Raw genomic sequence first — 15,324 nt, forward strand, 5'->3', positions numbered from 1 at the left:
GAACTGCGCGGCGAACTCAAAGAGCCGATGGGCGCGGTCTACACCGAGACCGACGCCCTGCTGTCGGCCGCCGAGCCGCCGATCGTGGCGGTCGGCGACATGGTCACCTACCACCTGATCGAGGCCGGGCGTACCCCCGACGTGGCGCTGATCGACGGCCTGACGAAGCGATCCGCCATCGACGACCACGTCCGAGAGGCCATCGAATCGGGCGTGTTCGACCGCGAAGTCACGGTCTCGAACCCCGCGGCGGGGCTGAGCGCGGCGCTGCTCTCGGCGCTCGCAGACGCCCTCGACGCCGCGGCGGAGGGCGAGACGACGGTGCTCGTCGTCGACGGCGAGGAGGACCTGGCGACGCTGCCGGCCGTCGCGGCCGCACCGACGGGCGCGAGCGTCGTCTACGGCCAGCCAGACGAGGGGATGGTGCTGGTCGACTGCGACGAGGAGATCAAAGCGCGAGTTTCGGACCTGTTCGACCGGATGGACGGCGACGCGGACCGGCTGCGGGCGTTGCTCGAGCGCTGAGGGCGACGGCCACCGGCGGATCGGGCGCGGCGGGCGCGTGCCGGGACGCGGTACGCCCTTCGAAATCCTTTTACTCGCTTCGCGGGGACGTACGACCAACGAACCATGGAGATCGACATCATCGAGGAGACCGAGAACCCGATGTTACACCGGACCGACGTCCGGTTTCAGGTCGTCCACGAGGACGCGACACCGTCGCGACTGTCCGTGCGAGACAGTCTCGCCGCCAAACTGAACAAGGACGCCGAAGAGGTCGTCGTCCACGAACTCGACACCAAGTACGGGATGCGCAAGACCGTCGGCTACGCGAAGGTCTACGAGAGCCCCGAGTTCGCCGCGGACGTCGAGCAGGACCACATGCTCTCCCGGAACAAGATCGCCGCCGACGGCGAGGCCGAGGCCGAAGAGGAGGCCGAGGAGGCATAATGGCCCGCAACGAGCTCTACAACGACGACGGCACGACCGACAAGGAGACGTGCCCGCGCTGTGGCGACTCCTTCCTCGCGGACCACGGCGACCGGCTCCACTGCGGTCGGTGTAGCTACACCGAGTGGCAGTAGGGCGATGGGCCGGACACCGGGCGAACGGCACGGTGCCGTGAGCGCAGTCCGGCAGTGGATCCAGCCCACGCGTTCGGAGACCGCGAGTGCCAACGCGGCTCGCAGGGAGCCGTGAGCGATCGAACCCGCGTTCTCGGCATCGAGGGCACCGCCTGGGCGGCCAGTGCGGCCGTCTACGACGTCGCGTCCGACGCGGTCGCCATCGAGACCGAGGCCTACCAGCCCGACAGCGGCGGCATTCACCCGCGCGAGGCCGCCGAGCACATGGGCGAGCACGTCCCCCAGGTCGTCGAGTCGGCACTCTCGACGGCCCGCGAGTGGGCGCGTGAGGACCCAGACACGGACCTCGACGGTGGGGACCCGCCGGTCGACTGCGTCGCGTTCTCCCGCGGCCCGGGACTGGGGCCGTGCCTGCGCATCGTCGCGACGGCGGCCCGCGCGGTCGCCCAGCGACTCGACGTGCCCCTGGTGGGCGTCAACCACATGGTGGCTCACCTGGAGATCGGCCGCCACCGCTCGGGCCTGGACTCGCCGATCTGTCTCAACGCCAGCGGCGCGAACGCGCACGTCCTGGCCTACCGGAACGGTCGCTACCGCGTGCTCGGCGAGACGATGGATACGGGCGTGGGCAACGCCATCGACAAGTTCACGCGCCACCTGGACTGGTCCCACCCGGGTGGCCCGAAGGTCGAGGAGGCGGCCAGAGACGGCGCGTACCACGAACTGTCCTACGTCGTCAAGGGGATGGACTTCTCCTTCTCGGGGATCATGAGCGCGGCCAAGGCGGCCGTGGACGAGGGCGTCCACGTCGAGGACGTCTGTCACGGCCTGCAGGAGCACGTCTTCGCGATGCTGACGGAGGTCAGCGAGCGGGCGCTTTCCCTGACCGGGAGCGACGAACTCGTGCTGGGCGGGGGCGTCGGCCAGAACGCCCGCCTCCGGGAGATGCTCGGGGCAATGTGCGAGCAGCGCGGGGCGACCTTTTTCGCGCCCGAACCGCGCTTCCTGCGCGACAACGCCGGCATGATCGCCGTCCTCGGCGCGAAGATGTACGCGGCCGGCGACACGATCCCGATCGCGGAGTCGGGCATCGACGCCGACTTCCGGCCGGATCAGGTCGATGTCACCTGGCGCGGGCGGGCGTCGGACGCGGGGGCCGTCACGGACGACGACGACCGGCTCAAGGGCGCGGAAGCGACGGTCGAGATCGACGGCGACCGCGTGATCAAACACCGGGTGCCGCGCAGCTATCGCCATCCGGACCTCGACGAGCGGTTGCGGGTCGAGCGCACCCGCGAGGAGGCCCGGCTCACCGTCGAGGCGCGCCGTCACGGCGTTCCCACGCCGGTTCTGCTGGACGTGGATCCGTGGGACACCCGGCTGGTCTTCGAATACGTCGGCGACGCCGACCTGCGCGAGCGCCTGACCGAGTCGAACGTGCGGGACGTGGGCCGGCACCTGGCGACGATCCACGAGGCGGGGTTCGTCCACGGCGATCCGACGACCCGAAACGTTCGAGTTTCCGTCGAAGGAAAGAGTGGCGAGGGCCGCACCTACCTCATCGACTTCGGCCTGGGCTACTACACGGACGATCGCGAGGACCACGCGATGGACCTGCACGTCCTCTCCCAGTCGCTGGCGGGGACGAGCGACGACGCAGCGGCCCTCCTATCGGCCGCCGAGACGGCTTACGCTTCGGAGGGCGACGAGCGGGTGCTCGATCACCTGCGGGAGATCGAGGGGCGCGGGCGGTACCAGTAGCTATCGTGCTGTCTCCGCCTCCGTGTGCCGGTCGTAATAGTCCGCCACGAACGCGACGAAGGCGAGCTTCGCAGTCATCGCGCCGGCGGTCGCCAGCGTCGTCCGGACGGGCTGGCGGCGGACGGCCGCGCGGAGCGCGTACAGCGTGAGGAGGGCGTTGGCGACGTTGAGCAACTGGATCGGGTGGCGCCAGGTCCCGCGGTCGAGCCAGAGCCGTTCGCCGTAGACGACGCGGGTCATCCAGGCGTCGTCGGACTCCGGGGGCGAGAACAGGACGGGATTGATCGCGACGAAGGCCAGCGTCGCGACCAGTAGCCGGCGGTCGCGGCGGTAGATCGCCACCATGAGGAGCGGGAGCGTGGCGAGGCGCGACCACCCGCTCTTCGGGTTGGCGTGGCGCTCCCAGACGGCCGCCCGGAGCGCGGCGAGGCTGGATCGATCGGTCATGCAGGAACGAGGGGTGGGGCGGGCATAAACGCGGAGGGGCCCGGTCGGCAGGACAAACGTCTTAACGCGGCCTGTCGAAACACCGTGTATGGCTGACAAGCCCGAGTCAGGTGAGATCTTCGGGGTACCGTACAACTTCGAGCGGCCGAGCATCAAGCGGCTTCTCTCCTCGTACTGGCGTCCGGACGAGGGGATGCTCGTCGAGAAGCCCTTCGGCATCGGCTACACGCTGAACCTCGCCAACTGGCGCTCGTGGGTCGTGCTGGCCGTCGCCGGCCTCCTATTCTACCAGAGCCGCAACGCCGACGACGAGGAGACCGGCGCGGACGACGACGAACCGGTCGAGGTCATCGTCGACTGACGACCGACGGCCCTTTTGTCACCCGCCGCCGACCGGCGGGTATGCTCCGGTTCGTGACGACCAACGAGGGGAAGGTGCGAGAAGCCCGCGAGTATCTCGGCGCGGACGCGGTCGAACAGCTGAATTTCGACTACACGGAGATTCAGGCCGACGACCTCGCAACCGTCGCCGCCCACGGCGCGCGTGAGGCCTATCGGCACGCGAACGAGCCAGTGCTGGTCGACGACGCCGGCCTGTTCGTCGACGCCTTCGACGGCTTTCCCGGCCCCTACTCCTCGTACGTCGAGGACACGGTCGGCGTCGAGCGGGTCTGGCGACTCACCAGCGAAGAGGACGACCGCTCGGCCGCGTTCAGGACGGTGCTGGCCTACTGCGACGGCGAGGGGTTCGACGCCTCGCCCGACCCGGTCGATACCGGCGACGAGCGTCGCGGGCAGGACCAGGCCGCCGACGAGCGCGGGGCAGCCACGACGGACGACCAGGTCGCGGCGGGCGACCTCCCGGTGAAGATCTTCGAAGGGTACGTCCCCGGCGAGATCGTCGCGCCGCGGGGCGACGGCGGGTTCGGGTACGACCCGATCTTCGAGCACGACGACCGGACGTTCGCGGAGATGAGCGCCGCGGAGAAGAACGCGGTCTCCCACCGCGGGCGGGCGCTGGCGAAGTTTGGGGAGTGGTATACCGAGCGATAGCGAGGTATAGCAGACCAGTCGCAGTCCGGGAGCGCAGCGACAGCGAGCACCCCGAACCGTCTGGGCGTGGTACCAGGAACGTTAGTAGCTGGGACATCGGGAGAACTCCGTTCTCCCGGAAGTTTGCCGAGCGCTAGCGAGGCAAACGTCGAAAGACGCACCGACCGGGTGTTTCGACAGCCCAATACCCCGCATCCTCGCAATTGTTTCAACCGACACGGCCGTAGTTGTTCGATGTGTGTCCCCGAATCTCCCTCAGCGACAAGTGCGAGAATCTCTACGAACAGGTCGGCCTCGATACGTCGTATCTCGTTTTGATGTCGATGTCCGGTGTGCTCGCTGGCGTGGCTCTCCTCACAAACTCGATTCCGATCCTCATCGGCGCGATGGTCGTTGCCCCGGCATTGACGCCGTTGGAACTCGTTTCCGCTGGAATTGCTGCCAAGCGGTTGGATCGAGCCAGATTCGGGGCCATGGTCGCGTTCGGCGGTCTGTTGGCTGCGACTGTCGGGGCGATGGTAACGACGGTGATACTGAACGTGACGGGAGTTCTCCCAGCTGCGGAGAACCTCATCGAGAAACCACTACTCGAGGAACGCATTACGGCCGGCTGGTACAGCGTCATTGCTGCTGCCGCGGCGGGTATCGCGGCGGGGATAGCGACCGACGAAGAACGGACGGACACGCTCGTCGGCGTCGTCGCTGCCCTCGCTCTCGTCCCGGCCGCAGCTGCTGGGGGAATAACGTTACTGTCACGAGCGCCTGCCGCGGCCAGTGGGGGCCTCCTCTTACTCGTCGTAAATGCAGGCATGGTCGTGATAACCGGGACGCTAACACTCTGGCTCCACACTCGTGGCGATAGTGAAGCGCGAACAGACTAATACGGCATACCGTGCCTATCGCCTGTTTCGCTCGTCCATGCCGAGTCGAACGTACTCCTTGCGACACTCATCCGCTGTACCGAGCGAATCGGGAACGGACACTACGCCCGCGGGTCCCGGTCCGGTCCGTGGTACTCGCCGCCGACGACGACCTCGTACATCGATTCGGGGTCGAACAGCGAGACGAACGCGCGGGGCTCGCGGACGCTCACGTCGACGTGTTTTCGGAGGGCGGCCCCGGCCCGTGCTGACTGGAGGTCCTCGTCGAAGGTGAGCAGGTGCGGGGCGTCGCCGTTGTACGCCGAGGCGAGCGCTGGGTGGTCGCCCGCGGGATGTTCGACGGGGGCGCGTAGATCCTCGATCTTCTCGCGCCAGTCTGCCGCGAGGTCGGCGTCGGCGCAGTCGGTAATCACGGCCTCGGCGTCGTCGAGCAGCGCGTCGCTGGCGACCAGCGTCACCCAGTCGTGCGCGCGGGCGATGTCGAGGGCCTCGCGGGCGGGCCCCCCGACGAGCAGGTCGGCGGCCAGGACGTCCGCGTCGGCGACGAAGCGAGCGGGATCGGGCGCGTCAGTCATGCTCCTCTCGCCTGCGTGCCAGGCGCTCGCGGATGGTCGACAGGTCGACCTCGTACTCGTCGGCGCGCGCGAACAGCTCCGCCCAGGTCATAGCCCGAGTGGGTGCGGGAGGGTCGAAAAGCCTGCGTTCACGCGGTCCGGGAGTTGCCGTCGGCGCGGCGCTCGCGGACGAGCCAGTACGTGAGGCCGAGGAGGAAGGCGACGCCGACGTTCGCGACGAGCGCGAGCAGGCCCATGGCGCCGACGAGGGGGAGGTGGTCGGTGTCCAGCGCGACGCGGCCGAGCTGGGCCGCCACGGCGGCGAGTAACACGCCCAGCAACGCCAATGGGAAGGCGAGCCAGAGGCCGGCCACCAGCGCGCCGGCGAGGTACAGGACGCCGAGCACGACGTTGGCGGTCCCCGTCCGCGCCCCGAAGGCGTACTTCCCGGCGAGGCCGCCGCTGCCGTGACACATCGGCAGGCCGCCCAGCGGGACCGCGGCGAGGGACATCCCGCCCATGCTCCGGGCGAGGCGGTCGGGCGAAACCTCTCGGTCGAACAGGTCGTCGCAGAGCAGCGAGGTGGCGACGGCGGCGTTGCCGACCGTCATCGCCAGCTGGGCCAGGGTGCCTTCGAGGGCAGCACCGGAGAGGGTAGGACCGCCGCTCGGGAACGCCGCGAGGGCGGGCAGTGCTGGGGCGGGGACGCCCGAGAGCAGGGCGGTCCACAGCGTCCCCAGCGCGAGGACGACCAGGGCGGCGGCCCGCGGGAAGCCGGCGAGGGCGACGCCACCGGCGACGCAGACGCCGAGGACGGCGATTTGGGGGTCACCCAGCGCGAGGTCGAGGCCCGCCTCGACGAGCAACAGGGCGACGGCGAACTGGACGCCGCGGACGACCGGCCGGCCGATCACGCGCTGGAGGCGGCCAAGGGCACCCGTCGCACCCATGACCAGCAGGACGCCGCCGGCGAGCAGGCCGGCGGCGACGAGTTCGGCGTAGGAGAGCGCGCCGGCGATGGCCAGCCCCGCGAGGGCCTTCATCGGCTCGACCGACAGCGGCAGGTCGTAGCGAAGGCCCCACAGGATCTGGAAGCCGCCGAAGCCGACGAGGACGTGCGCCAGCGACGCGGGCGTCAGCGCGCCCAGGGCGACCACGAGGGGTAGCACCGTAACCGAATCCCCTAACGCACCCGTCAGGTCACCGACCGCGAAGGGAAGGCGCTCGTCGACGCGTTCCAGGTTGGAGACGGCCACACGTGATTTCCGACCCGCCACCGTATCAACGTTGCCTGAAACCCCTCTCGGTTTCGTTGGGGGCCTCTCCGTCACGGCAGGTGGCTAGCGCCCGGGCTGACGGGGGGACTCGGCGACGGCCACGATGGACGTCGATCGCCTCGCCCTCCGTCGATTTCTTTGGAGTGTGACGGATGTCTGACGCGATTTTAAGTACTTCCCTCCCGACGTGAAAAATACGGGCGCGACGAGGCGGTCACAGTCTCCCATCCTATCGCGCGCCCGGACACCGTTGACCCCACCCCACTCCTTTCGGGCCGAACTCGAGAAGCGACGGCTCAGGCACTCTCTCCGCGCAGTTGCTGGCGAACGGCGGCCAGCGAGTCCGGGTGAGAGATAATCGAGATGCTGTCGCCGGCCTGGACCTCCGTCTGCGGAAGCGGGATCGTCATGGGTTCGTTCGCGCGGCCGTGGGCGTAGAGGCGCGCGTCGGCGGGGAGTTCGATCGCCACGACGCGCTCGCCGATGGCGGGCGAATCTGACGGAATCTGGATGGTGGCCGCGGACAACTGTTCGGTGATGTCGGCGAGGACGTTGAAGTCACCGCCCAGCAGCGCGGTCTTCGCGCCGGCGGCGCCGAGTCGCTCGGGATAGATTATCTCGTCGACGTCCTCGGCGTACTTCTCGTAGATCTCCTCGCGGTAGTCCTCGTCGATTCTCAATACTGTTCGACAGCCGTGGTGTTTCCCGACCATGCAGGCCGCGAAGTTCGTATTGAGATCGCCCGTCAGGGCGGCGACGGCGTCGGCCTCGTCGATCCCGGCCGCCTCCAGCACGTCCTCCTGGGCCCCGTCGCCCTCGACCGCGGCGAACTCCTCTTTCTCGGCGCGCGCAATCTTGTCGTGGTCGTTCTCGACGATGACGACGTCGTGGCCCTCCGACTGGAGGTTCCGTGCGGTGCGCATCCCGACGCGACCGAACCCGACGATGACGAACTTCATGGGTGTGTGGTATGCCACCACGGGTAAAAACGCTACCCCCACTGTCGGTCGCGGGTGCCGCGGCTGGGCGGGACGGGGCGAAAAGAAAAGCGTGTGCGTGCGGCCTCAGTTCCCGACGTCCATCGCGCGGTCGACGACGTCCTCGCCGTAGAGGTCGGCCAGGTCGTCGTGCTGGTCCGGACGGTTCTCGTAGACGTCCTGGAACAGCGTGATGGGGGTCTGGAGGGCCTGGTAGGTCGCCTCGTCCCACATGCGGTCCTTGGCGACGTCGACCTCGACGCCGTCGATGCTGACGGTGGCCGACTGGGTCATCGCGATGGCGCCCTTGCCGGCTTCCTTGGCGGCCTCGAACTCCTCCATGGAGTCGACGATGTCGTTGAGGCTCGGGACGTAGTCGAGCAGGTCGAGCAGTTCCTCGGTGAGTTCGTCCTCGGTGAGCTCGTACTCGTCACCGCCGACCTCGAGTTCGTAGCCGTCGCCCTCTTCCTCGAGTTCGATGCGCTCGCCGCTGTAGACCTCGACGCCGTCCTGGCTCTCGAGTTCGACGGTCCGGCCGTCGGCGTCGATGATCCAGTAGCCCTCCTCGGGCGGGAGCGGGCTCTTGTTGGCCTCGACGACCTGGCCGGGGGTCAGCGACCAGATGCCGAGCTGGCCCTTGGCCTGGTTTTCGGTCATGCGCTCGTGGTAGCCCTCGACGTCGCGGATGTCGTCGTAGGGGCCGTCGACCGCGATGAGGCCGTTGGCGCTGGCGCCGCGGGAGGTGTTGTGGCGCAGTTCGGGCCAGGCGGGCAGGCCGCCGGTCGGCGTGATCGCGCGCATGTCCTTGGTGTAGTCGACCTCGCCGTCGACCAGCAGGAACATCCGCTGGAGGTTGTTGGTCGGCTTGCCCATCTCGTCGCGGAGCTTGCTCATCGCGAGCTCTGCGGCGCCGCTCTCGATGATGACGGACATCTTGAGGCTGCCTTCCTCGAGCCCGTGCTCGTTCTCGATGATGGTGAAGAACTCGTCGGCCTTCTTCCAGTCGTCGACGTCGCCGACCTCGGGGATGACGAAGCCGTCGATGTTCTCGATGGCTCCGTTGTCGGGGTCGGCCATCTCGAGCATGCGCTGGAAGCCCTGGTAGCGCGTGGTGGGGCTGTCGCGGTGCCAGACGACGCGGGGGTGGATCTCGCCGGGGAAGTCGGCGCCGTCCGCCGAGACCACGTCGATGATGTTCTGGGCGCCCTCGTCGCGCATGTTCGGCGCGGTGGCGTCCTCGTTGTCGGGCACCCAGACGTCGGGGGCCTGCATCCCGCGGAGCTGGATGGACTTTTTCAGCATCTTCGCGGAGTCGTCCTCGCCCTCGACCGCCGTCGGCGTGGTGAAGAACGTCCGCACGAACTTCCGCTCGTGTGTACGCTTGTCGATTGCAGTCATCTCTGTCACTCGTGGAGTCTACTCCGCGACTCTTAAAGCTGGCCGAATCGAGTCGAGAGCGGGTCTGCCCGGGCGGTTCCGAACGCGCGGCCGCGAGTTGTTTTCGGGCTACTCGGCGGTGGAAGCAGGCAGGCCGTCAGTCCGCCCCGGCCTGCTCGACTGCGTGCAGAAACCGTTCGATCCGTTCGTCCCCGCGGTACAGGACCATCGACCGATCCGCGTCGTACTCGAGGACCCCCTCGGCCTCGAGCTTCGGCAGGTGGACGTGGTGGAGTTCCGTGACGATCGACTCGTGATCGACCGCGCCCACTCGCTTAGACACGATCTGATCCGTCAGCACGCCCAGCGGGAGCCTGTCGTCCCCGGTCTCGGCCAGGGTCGACAGGAGCAGTCGTCGATTCCGATGGGCCAACAGCTCGAAACACGCGTCGAGCGTCGAGTCACCGAGCGCGTCGGCCGAGGCGACGTCGCGATCCGAACCTGAGGGAGTCATGGCTGAGCTATAGTGATACACGACAGTCTTGCAGATGTATCTCATGCCTCGTATACCATGGTCGGCGTAACCAGGTGGCGGCGCGACCCCGATCAGGACTCTTCGTCTTTCACGAGGAGGGAGTGATCGACGAGGTTCACGATGGCCCGCCGGAGCCGCTCGGTCACGGCCTGATCGGAGATGCCGAGCTTGTCGGCGAGTTCGACGGTCGTGCAATTGCGCGGGATGTCGTAGTACCCCGTCTCGACGGCGAGCGTCAGCGCCTCGCGCTGGGTCGGCGTCAGCCCGAACCACGGGCCGGCATCGGGTTTGGTCGGGTTGTACACCCGGGCTACCTGGTGGTGGATTCTCGCGTCCTCGAGTGCCGTCTGGAACGCGGACAGCTGTTCGTGGCTGGGAAAGCGCAACTCGAACTGCCAGGCGTCGGTGTGGCCCGTCGCGGCCAGGACGTGGCCGCCGTTGTCGGTGATGGCGCCGAAAAAGCGGTCGGTGCCGACGTCCCAGTCGATCGCGTAGAGGATCCGGTCCTCGAAGACGTCGATCTCGGTGATCTCCTCGACCGAGCCGTGCTCCTGAATGCTGGTCTCGAACGACTCGCGGTCAGAGTTGAACACCCAGAACAGCGGGACGGCGCGTTCACCTGCCGGTACCATCGTTTCCACCTCGATCCGCGTACCCGGGACGAGATCGAGGATACGACCGAGCTCGAAATCACTCGCAACGACTTCTATCTCCACGATGACACTCATGAACCGGTCAGTGTCCTGTGATTCTTGTTCGGGGGTCAAATGTGGCTGCCTTGGTATGCGAGGCTACACGCCCCAGACGTAAGCAATTGCGGTTTTTTTTTAATTTATCCGATACGAATGCGTAGACGGCGGCCGGATTGGCGTGCAACACCTGGTATACCAAGGTAATAGGTGGGTTATTAAGTCGGGGCCCCATATGATTGGGCACGGAGAGAGTACACTGCCAGGGACCTCACGCGGGACGGCCGGGGGCACCGGTTCTGCGGAAGTCACTGCATACCCGTGAGACCACAATGGAAGACATCGATCTGGACGTAACCGACGACGAGACGTTCGAGACGGTACTCGGGCAGTTGCTGCACGCGGCACACGAGAACGACGTGGACGTGACCGGCGGGTGGGACGTCGACGGCGCGGACGGCCACCCCGACTGGGACGTCGTGGTGACGGTCGTGGAGCGCGCCAGCGACGACTAGCGAACGCTTCTCGACGCGGTGACCCGAACTCGACGGCGAGCGACGGCGCCGTCGCTGTGAGACGTCGCCGGCGAAAGAAATGGTCGGTAGTCACCCGTAGACGCGCGAGGCGCGTCGTTCGACGGGCCGATCAGTCGTCGTCGTTCTCGCTGGAGAGGACCGCGTCGCCTTCGTCGGTGAAGCCGGCGGACTCCTCCTGACGCTGAGCGGCCTCGGGGTCGAACTGCGCCTCGATGTTCTGGAAGCGCGGGACGAAGGAGAGCTGGTGGTGGCTCTCGGTCTCGTGGCCCAGGTAGCGACCTTCGAGGTCCCACTGGGCTTCCTCGTCGTTCTCCGCGATGTTGACCATGTCCTCGTAGACCGCGTGTGCGCCCGAGTGCAGGGCGTACAGGGTGATGAACTGGTACTTGTAGCCCAGATCGCCCAGTTCCTGGAACGTGAGCGGGTCTTCTTCCTCGCTCCACGCGAAGGAGCTGGAGTAGTTGAAGGCCAGCTTCAGGTCGGGGTGGGTCTCGTGGATGGTCTCGGCGTAGTTGACGGCGTCCTCGCGGGACGGGTCGGGCATCTCGGGCCAGACCAGGTCGACGCCGGCGTCGGCGTACATCCGACCGCGCTCGAGGTGCTCCTCCCAGTCACCGTTGGAGGAACCGTAGGCGTCGGTCCGGGCGATGATGATCGTGTCCTCGTCCTGCTTCGCGTCGACGGCGGCCTCGAAGCGGGCCTTGGCGTCTTCGCGGGAGACGATCTTCTTGCCGGCGATGTGACCGCAGCGCTTGGGCGTCGTCTGGTCCTCGATGTGGACCGCGGCGACGCCGACCTTCTCGTACTCGCGGACGGCGCGGCGGACGTTGTGGATGCCACCGTAGCCGGTGTCACAGTCCGCGATGACGGGCAGCTCCGTCGCTTCGACGATGCGCTTTGCGTTCTCGACCATCTCGCGCATGTCGACCATCTCGAGGTCCGGGAAGCCGAACTGGCCGAGGACCGTCGAGTAACCCGACATGTACGCGGCGTCGAGGCCGGCCATCTCGGCGAGGCGGGCGTCGAGCGCGTGGTAGATACCGGGCGCGAAGACGTAGTCCTGGTTGTTCAGCTGGTCGCGCAGTTCGCGGGCCGACTCGTTGTCGACGTCGCGGAGGAACGGTTCTGTACTTCGAACGCTGCTCGCAACGGGGTCCTCCCCGTCTGAATCGTGTGCCATGGTTATTGCGTGTAGGTCCTCCGGAAGAATCGGTTTATCTCTGTCGAATCGATCCGCGGACGACGGGACCCGAGCGCCGTCCGGTGATCGTGCGGGTGAGTCGCGAGACCGGTCCGGTGCCGTCGCAGACGCGACCGAATGTGCCCACTCCCGGGGCCCGCGGTCGAACGATTCGACCGCTGACCCCACGTGCCGAGGCCGACTGCCGATCTATTGCTGCGACGGTTCGTGTCCGGGAACATATGGAACTCCACCCGCGAGTCGCGGTGTCTGTTCGTACGCACTCCACACGAGGATACATCAGCAGAAAAATGTTATGTTCTATAATGTTAAAACTCTTTAATCGCCTTCCGTGACCTAGAGCGAACTAACCGATATAAGGGATTGTGGTTCTCTAGCACGGGAATCCGGAAGCGCCACGGCTCGTCGAATTGATCATCGGACCGAGACACACGGCCGTCGCTCGGGGGTGTGGCGTCGAAGTAGAAAGGGGGGTGGGGGATCGGTGGGGGGTGGGGGTGGCACCGTGTTGGTGCCTACTACCGGTTTGGCGCGGATGGGTAAAATACCTTGCGGCCGATTATCAGATTTGAAACGATAGGGCGGCGAACAGTCGCCTCGAGCGATCGTTCCACGCCGGAGATCGCCCGAGGGCTACCGGATCAGGGTTGGGCTACCGAATCAGGAAGGGACTACTGTGATCGTCTTCCCGCGGTCGATCGCCTGCTCGAGTTCCTCCGCGATCGCACTGCCACGGGACACCTGAATCTCCCCGCCCCGCGAGACCGTCGCGGTGAACAGATACTCCCCGTCGGCCTGGACCTCGACGGTCTCGCCGGCGTGGCCCTCCATCGGGACGACGACGTGCCGGGAGGTGACTTCCGGCGTGACGATCTGGCCGGCCTGCCCGCCGCTGGCACCGCCGGCGGCCGCGCCGCCGCCGCTTCCACCGCCGGGTTTCTCCGAGAGGGTCCGCACGTCGATGTCGATGCCCAGGCGGTTCTCGACCTCGGAGATGCGTCCGCCGCCCTTCCCGATGACCTGCGAGATGTCGTCGTCCTCGACCCAGACGACGGCGGTGTTGGGCCCGCGCAACTCGACCTCGACGTGGCCGTGGGCGATCGACCGGATCTCGCGTTCGACCTCCTGTTTGGCGATGCGGTCCACGCCCGAGTCGCGGCCCGCGCCGTCGCCGTCCTCGCCGAGTTCGACCGTGACGACCTGCCGGTTGAAGGTGTAGATCTCGAACTCGGCCTCGCCGGTCTCGAAGTCCCGGATCACGATGACCGGCCGGGCGAGGTCCTCCTCCATCAGCCCCTCGGGAACCTTGACCTCCGTCGTCACGTCGTAGACCGTCTCGACCCGACCTTCCTCGATGTACACGACGGTGTCGACGACCTGGGGGATCATTCCCAGCTCCACGCGGCCGACCAGCCGCTGGAGCGAGTCGATCGCCCGGTTGGCGTGGACGACGCCGATCATGCCCACGCCCGCCAGGCGCATGTCCGCGAACACCTCGAAGTCGTCGGTCTTCCGGACCTCGTCGTAGATGGTGTAGTCCGGGCGGACCATCAGCAGCGAGTCGGCGGTCTTGGCCATCTCGCCGCCCAGTTCCGTGTACTGGGTGATGTTCGGCCCGACCTGCAGGTCCCGCGGTTTCTCCATCGTCTTGACCGCGAAGTCGGCGTCGGCCAGGAACTCGGCGACGGCCTGCGCGAAGGTCGACTTCCCGGCGCCGGGCGCACCGGAGATCAGCACGCCGCGCTGGTGATCGGTGAGTCGGTCGCGGAGTTCGTCGGCGAACTCGTAGTCGTCGAGGTCCGTCTTGACGATGGGCCGGACGACGGTGATCTCGTGACCGTCGGCGAAGGGCGGGCTGGCGATGGCGATCCGCATGTCCCGGAACTGGACGATGGTCATCCCGGGTTCGTCGAGTTCGATGAACCCGTCCGGGCTTGCACGAGCGCTGTTGACGATCTCCTGGCTCCACTCCTTGAGCTGGGACTCGGTCGAGGCCTCCTCGCGGATCTCCTCGTAGTGCATCTCGCCGAGTTCGCCCCGTTTGGCCATCGGCGCCACGCCCGTCTTCAGGTGGAGACTCATGGTCGTGTCGTCGAGGAACCGCTCGATCGAGAGGTTCTCGACGGCGGTCTCCTCGACGACCGGCTCGACGTACTCCACGTCGATCCCTTTCGCCGTGGCGACCTCGCTCTGGACGATGTCGGAGGTAAACAGGGTCGCGTCGCGGTCGGCCGCGGTGTCCCGGATCAGGGCGTCGATCTCGCCCTCGCCGGCGTCGCGCTTCTCGACCGCGTCGGGCCGGCGCCCGACGTACTCGAGGTCGATCTCGCCCTCGTCGGCGAGGTCCGCGAGCGCCTGGAGTTCCGAGAGGCCGTCCCAGCCGCTGTCCCGGCCCTCGTTGGCCTGTGACTCCAGTTCGCCCACGACCGCTTCCGGCACGTAGATGGTCGCGCCGGCGAACTCGCCGGCGGCGACGTGTTCGGACACGCGGCCGTCGATGACGACGCTGGTGTCCGGTACGACGTTCATACCTGTATTAGGAGCCGGTCGCCCCATAAGGGTCGTGATGCCGTCGCCCGCCCGAACCGCGCCCGGCGAAGCGACCGGACACCACGCCGCAGATACACTGACCCGCCAGGCGACCGAATCCCGTCCCGTGCTCGAACTCTACCAGGCCGAGGAGTGCCCCCACTCGGCTGCCGTCCGCGAGACGTTGACCGACCTCGGCCTCTCGTACGTCGCCCACAACCCCCGCCGCATCGGCGACGACCCCGAGGTACTGAACGAGGGGAGCCACACCGAGCTCCAGGCCATCGGCGGCGAGGACCAGATCCCGTTCCTGGTCGACCACACGAAGCGGAAGACGCTGTACGAGAGCGACCGGATCGACGAGTACCTCCGCGAACAGTACGGCTCCGCGGGCGGCGAGTGATCGACTCGCGACCGACCAG

At 67.3% G+C, this 15,324-nt stretch carries 18 protein-coding genes; 9 read left to right on the forward strand and 9 right to left on the reverse strand.

Going from position 1 to position 15,324, the window contains the following annotated elements; all coding sequences use genetic code 11:
* Positions 1 to 27 precede the first annotated feature (27 nt).
* From U5918_RS07630 to U5918_RS07645, 4 genes are all read left to right on the forward strand, one after another.
* Positions 28 to 525 carry a GTP-dependent dephospho-CoA kinase family protein gene (locus U5918_RS07630; protein ID WP_336003308.1) on the forward strand — a complete coding sequence of 166 codons (498 nt, stop codon included), beginning with the start codon at positions 28 to 30 and terminating at the stop codon, positions 523 to 525.
* Positions 526 to 630: 105 nt separating this feature from the next.
* Positions 631 to 951, forward strand: a complete 321-nt coding sequence (locus U5918_RS07635; RefSeq protein WP_336000639.1) for a 30S ribosomal protein S24e — start codon at positions 631 to 633, stop codon at positions 949 to 951.
* Entirely contained in the window at positions 951 to 1,085 is a 135-nt protein-coding gene (locus U5918_RS07640) for a 30S ribosomal protein S27ae (RefSeq protein ID WP_336000641.1), read from the forward strand. The genes U5918_RS07635 and U5918_RS07640 overlap by 1 nt, the downstream gene beginning before the upstream one ends.
* A gap of 111 nt (positions 1,086 to 1,196) precedes the next feature.
* Positions 1,197 to 2,846, forward strand: a complete 1,650-nt coding sequence (locus tag U5918_RS07645; RefSeq protein WP_336000642.1) for a bifunctional N(6)-L-threonylcarbamoyladenine synthase/serine/threonine protein kinase — start codon at positions 1,197 to 1,199, stop codon at positions 2,844 to 2,846.
* On the opposite strand, the gene U5918_RS07650 is transcribed toward U5918_RS07645, so the two are convergent.
* Positions 2,847 to 3,293 (reverse strand): DUF6653 family protein, encoded by a 447-nt coding sequence (locus tag U5918_RS07650; protein ID WP_336000643.1) that lies wholly within the window; start codon positions 3,291 to 3,293, stop codon positions 2,847 to 2,849.
* Positions 3,294 to 3,381: 88 nt separating this feature from the next.
* Between U5918_RS07650 and U5918_RS07655 the strand changes: the two genes are divergently transcribed.
* The 3 genes from U5918_RS07655 (at position 3,382) to U5918_RS07665 (ending at position 5,227) form a co-directional block, all read left to right on the forward strand.
* Positions 3,382 to 3,654: a DUF5808 domain-containing protein gene (locus tag U5918_RS07655; RefSeq protein ID WP_336000644.1), complete on the forward strand. Its 273-nt coding sequence runs from the start codon at positions 3,382 to 3,384 to the stop codon at positions 3,652 to 3,654.
* Positions 3,655 to 3,695: 41 nt separating this feature from the next.
* The gene (locus tag U5918_RS07660; RefSeq protein ID WP_336000645.1) at positions 3,696 to 4,346 is read left to right on the forward strand and encodes a non-canonical purine NTP pyrophosphatase; all 651 of its coding nucleotides are present in this window, start codon (positions 3,696 to 3,698) and stop codon (positions 4,344 to 4,346) included.
* 236 nt (positions 4,347 to 4,582) lie between these two features.
* Positions 4,583 to 5,227, forward strand: coding sequence for a DUF389 domain-containing protein (locus U5918_RS07665; protein WP_336000646.1), 645 nt, complete (start codon positions 4,583 to 4,585; stop codon positions 5,225 to 5,227).
* Between the two features lie 101 nt (positions 5,228 to 5,328).
* On the opposite strand, the gene U5918_RS07670 is transcribed toward U5918_RS07665, so the two are convergent.
* The 6 genes from U5918_RS07670 to U5918_RS07695 form a co-directional block, all read right to left on the reverse strand.
* Positions 5,329 to 5,802 (reverse strand): DUF7384 family protein, encoded by a 474-nt coding sequence (locus U5918_RS07670; protein ID WP_336000647.1) that lies wholly within the window; start codon positions 5,800 to 5,802, stop codon positions 5,329 to 5,331.
* Positions 5,803 to 5,930: 128 nt separating this feature from the next.
* On the reverse strand, positions 5,931 to 7,037 hold the full coding sequence (locus U5918_RS07675; RefSeq protein WP_336000649.1) for a putative sulfate/molybdate transporter: 1,107 nt from the start codon (positions 7,035 to 7,037) through the stop codon (positions 5,931 to 5,933).
* A 317-nt stretch (positions 7,038 to 7,354) separates the two neighbouring features.
* Positions 7,355 to 8,017, reverse strand: coding sequence for a potassium channel family protein (locus U5918_RS07680; protein ID WP_336000651.1), 663 nt, complete (start codon positions 8,015 to 8,017; stop codon positions 7,355 to 7,357).
* Between the two features lie 105 nt (positions 8,018 to 8,122).
* Positions 8,123 to 9,433, reverse strand: a complete 1,311-nt coding sequence (gene aceB, locus U5918_RS07685; RefSeq protein WP_336000653.1) for a malate synthase AceB — start codon at positions 9,431 to 9,433, stop codon at positions 8,123 to 8,125.
* Between the two features lie 136 nt (positions 9,434 to 9,569).
* Positions 9,570 to 9,926 (reverse strand): DUF7344 domain-containing protein, encoded by a 357-nt coding sequence (locus U5918_RS07690; protein WP_336000655.1) that lies wholly within the window; start codon positions 9,924 to 9,926, stop codon positions 9,570 to 9,572.
* A 92-nt stretch (positions 9,927 to 10,018) separates the two neighbouring features.
* On the reverse strand, positions 10,019 to 10,675 hold the full coding sequence (locus tag U5918_RS07695; RefSeq protein WP_336000656.1) for a helix-turn-helix domain-containing protein: 657 nt from the start codon (positions 10,673 to 10,675) through the stop codon (positions 10,019 to 10,021).
* 293 nt (positions 10,676 to 10,968) lie between these two features.
* Here U5918_RS07695 and U5918_RS07700 point away from each other — a divergent pair, with 293 nt between their 5' ends.
* Positions 10,969 to 11,151 (forward strand): hypothetical protein, encoded by a 183-nt coding sequence (locus U5918_RS07700; RefSeq protein ID WP_336000657.1) that lies wholly within the window; start codon positions 10,969 to 10,971, stop codon positions 11,149 to 11,151.
* A 130-nt stretch (positions 11,152 to 11,281) separates the two neighbouring features.
* Here the strand turns inward: U5918_RS07700 and aceA are convergent, their stop codons facing one another.
* Together aceA and U5918_RS07710 are read right to left on the reverse strand one after the other, a co-directional pair.
* Positions 11,282 to 12,352 carry an isocitrate lyase gene (aceA, locus tag U5918_RS07705; protein WP_336000659.1) on the reverse strand — a complete coding sequence of 357 codons (1,071 nt, stop codon included), beginning with the start codon at positions 12,350 to 12,352 and terminating at the stop codon, positions 11,282 to 11,284.
* Positions 12,353 to 13,033: 681 nt separating this feature from the next.
* On the reverse strand, positions 13,034 to 14,902 hold the full coding sequence (locus U5918_RS07710) for a PINc/VapC family ATPase (protein ID WP_336000660.1): 1,869 nt from the start codon (positions 14,900 to 14,902) through the stop codon (positions 13,034 to 13,036).
* 127 nt (positions 14,903 to 15,029) lie between these two features.
* Here U5918_RS07710 and U5918_RS07715 point away from each other — a divergent pair, with 127 nt between their 5' ends.
* On the forward strand, positions 15,030 to 15,305 hold the full coding sequence (locus U5918_RS07715) for a glutathione S-transferase N-terminal domain-containing protein (protein WP_336000661.1): 276 nt from the start codon (positions 15,030 to 15,032) through the stop codon (positions 15,303 to 15,305).
* Positions 15,306 to 15,324 lie beyond the last annotated feature (19 nt).

It is taken from the genome of Halorientalis sp. LT38 (genome assembly GCF_037031225.1).
Taxonomy (GTDB): domain Archaea; phylum Halobacteriota; class Halobacteria; order Halobacteriales; family Haloarculaceae; genus Halorientalis; species Halorientalis halophila.

Coding starts and splice junctions, on each gene's coding strand:
- U5918_RS07630 (WP_336003308.1), top strand. CDS start 28: ATGGGCGCGGTCTACACCGAGACCGACGCCCTGCTGTCGGCCGCCGAG.
- U5918_RS07635 (WP_336000639.1), top strand. CDS start 631: ATGGAGATCGACATCATCGAGGAGACCGAGAACCCGATGTTACACCGG.
- U5918_RS07640 (WP_336000641.1), top strand. CDS start 951: ATGGCCCGCAACGAGCTCTACAACGACGACGGCACGACCGACAAGGAG.
- U5918_RS07650 (WP_336000643.1), bottom strand. CDS start 3,293: ATGACCGATCGATCCAGCCTCGCCGCGCTCCGGGCGGCCGTCTGGGAG.
- U5918_RS07655 (WP_336000644.1), top strand. CDS start 3,382: ATGGCTGACAAGCCCGAGTCAGGTGAGATCTTCGGGGTACCGTACAAC.
- U5918_RS07660 (WP_336000645.1), top strand. CDS start 3,696: ATGCTCCGGTTCGTGACGACCAACGAGGGGAAGGTGCGAGAAGCCCGC.
- U5918_RS07670 (WP_336000647.1), bottom strand. CDS start 5,802: ATGACTGACGCGCCCGATCCCGCTCGCTTCGTCGCCGACGCGGACGTC.
- U5918_RS07680 (WP_336000651.1), bottom strand. CDS start 8,017: ATGAAGTTCGTCATCGTCGGGTTCGGTCGCGTCGGGATGCGCACCGCA.
- aceB (WP_336000653.1), bottom strand. CDS start 9,433: ATGACTGCAATCGACAAGCGTACACACGAGCGGAAGTTCGTGCGGACG.
- U5918_RS07690 (WP_336000655.1), bottom strand. CDS start 9,926: ATGACTCCCTCAGGTTCGGATCGCGACGTCGCCTCGGCCGACGCGCTC.
- U5918_RS07695 (WP_336000656.1), bottom strand. CDS start 10,675: ATGAGTGTCATCGTGGAGATAGAAGTCGTTGCGAGTGATTTCGAGCTC.
- U5918_RS07700 (WP_336000657.1), top strand. CDS start 10,969: ATGGAAGACATCGATCTGGACGTAACCGACGACGAGACGTTCGAGACG.
- aceA (WP_336000659.1), bottom strand. CDS start 12,352: ATGGCACACGATTCAGACGGGGAGGACCCCGTTGCGAGCAGCGTTCGA.
- U5918_RS07710 (WP_336000660.1), bottom strand. CDS start 14,902: ATGAACGTCGTACCGGACACCAGCGTCGTCATCGACGGCCGCGTGTCC.